General features: G+C 67.6%; 2 protein-coding genes and 1 pseudogene. All 3 read right to left on the bottom strand.

The features are described from left to right. The coding region (locus ACFXKA_RS42655) for a hypothetical protein (protein WP_379431853.1) at positions 1-688 on the bottom strand (688 nt) is incomplete at its 3' end. Continuing rightward, complete coding sequence (locus ACFXKA_RS42650) at positions 688-876, bottom strand: helix-turn-helix domain-containing protein (protein WP_379431852.1); 189 nt, start codon at positions 874-876, stop codon at positions 688-690. The genes ACFXKA_RS42655 and ACFXKA_RS42650, both read right to left, overlap by 1 nt. Before the next feature lie 196 nt (positions 877-1,072). Further along, a pseudogene (locus tag ACFXKA_RS42645) lies at positions 1,073-1,644 on the bottom strand (replication initiator). Between the last annotated feature and the right edge of the window lie 55 nt (positions 1,645-1,699).

The following is a 1,699-nucleotide window of genomic DNA, read 5'->3' as shown; positions in this document are numbered from 1 at the left end:
GGTCGTAGTCCGGCCGCCCACTCAGGAAGACGTGATCCCAGGTGAGGGCTCTCAGTTCCTCCGTACGTGCCCCGGTCAGCAGCGCCACAACGATGTACGCGTGCATGGAGGTTCCTGCGGCCCCCTTCAGCACTGCCTCAGCCTGAGCGAAGGTGAGTGCCTTGGACGGCCGCCCCGCCTGCCCTTGAGGCACCGAGCACAGCCCGACAACATTCCGCTTCACCTTGTCCCGCGCCATGGCCCGCTTCACCGAGCGGTTCAGGCAGGAATGAAGACCCTGGAGCGTGCGCGTGCTGAGCGTCTCCGCCTTGGCGGCCAGCCAGCGATCGACGTCCTCCGCGCTGAGGTCACGGAGCTTGCGAGCGCCCAGCGAAGGGATGACGTGCTTCTCGCTCAGGAACGTGGTGGTCTCGACGGTGCGAGGGTCGAGGCTGGCCAGCACGTAGGCGAGCCAGTCCGTGACCGCGTCCTTGACCGTGTAGTTGGTGGGGGCGATAGCGAGACCGTCCTCATGGTCCCGCAACACCTCTTTGAGCTTGTTCTTCGCCTCCGTCTTGGTCCTGCCACTCCCCCACTTCACGATCCGCTTCCCACTCGGATCAAAGCCGAGGTTCGCCGTGGCGATCCAGCGCTGTCGCTTCTCCTCCCGATGCAGACCGCCGTCACCACGGCTTCGGCGCTTGGTCATCAGGCGGCACCCGCCAACTGGCCCTGGATGAAGGCGCGTACAGCCTCGGCCGGTATACGGCGAGCACCATCGATCTTGATGGAGGCAAGCCGCTGCGTGCGGATCAGGTCATAGACCTTGGAGCGCCCGACTTTGAGCCGCGTCATGACCTCGGGAACGGTGAGCAGTTCGGACGATGCCTCAGTCATGTGGTCGGCTCTCCTTCCGTTCCGGAGGCGGGTTCGAAAGAGGCCGCTAGCCAGGTCTCGGCAGCGGCTGAGGCCAGTTCCGGCGAAGACCCAGTGGGCGAGGACGAGCGTGGTTTCGCCGTCCTGTGGGGTGGGCCGTGGTGCTTGGGCACGGCGCCACTCCACACGGGCGCCGGGCGTGGTCGGTGATCCGGGCTTAGGCGTCGGCGAGGAAGCGGATCGGGCGGTCGAGCGTGCCCGTGGCTGTCTCCGCTCCCTTGGTCGCGTACTTGGCGATGTACGCCGTCACGGCCCGCTCGGTCAGTTCCCGGCCGGCGTCGAAGTCGACGAAGCGGATCGGGCGTACGTCGAGCTGACGGCCGAAGGTGAAGCGGTGGCACCGGCTGTCGACGTCGAGGCCCGTCACGCGGGCGGCGGTGGCAGCGGCCTGGGTGGCGTCGGCGAGGAGCGTGGTCGAGGCCCATGCCGGGGGTGCCGTCTCTCCTCCTTCCCGACGTCAAGGCGGATGACCGCGTGGAAGTGGACCGCGCCGCGCTTCTGGTATTCGGCCGCCACCTTCGCGAAGGAAATTCGGGCGTGGTCGCGGACGGCCCGTTGGGTGAGGCGGACACGCTTGGCCAACTCTCGGCGGAGGTAGATCGAGAAGCGCCGCCACAGGGCGCCAGCGTGCGCGCTCCAGAGGACCGCGGATTCGCAGTTGTAGGTGTCGGGGTCGAGGGGGTGCCCAGGGCGGGGTCGTGTTCGTCGTGTCTGGTGCCGCAATGGCATTTACGGCCCAACTCCGTTGGGGCGGTTGTGGGCCGGACCGAAGCTCGGGGCAGTC

The sequence above is a fragment of the Nocardia sp. NPDC059228 genome (assembly GCF_042754245.1).
In the GTDB taxonomy this organism is placed as follows: domain Bacteria; phylum Actinomycetota; class Actinomycetes; order Mycobacteriales; family Mycobacteriaceae; genus Nocardia.
This window is presented reverse-complemented; position numbering and strand designations above follow the sequence as displayed.

What these genes read in the sequence shown, in the direction of transcription:
- ACFXKA_RS42650 (WP_379431852.1), bottom strand. Translation starts at nt 876, where the DNA reads ATGACTGAGGCATCGTCCGAACTGCTCACCGTTCCCGAGGTCATGACG.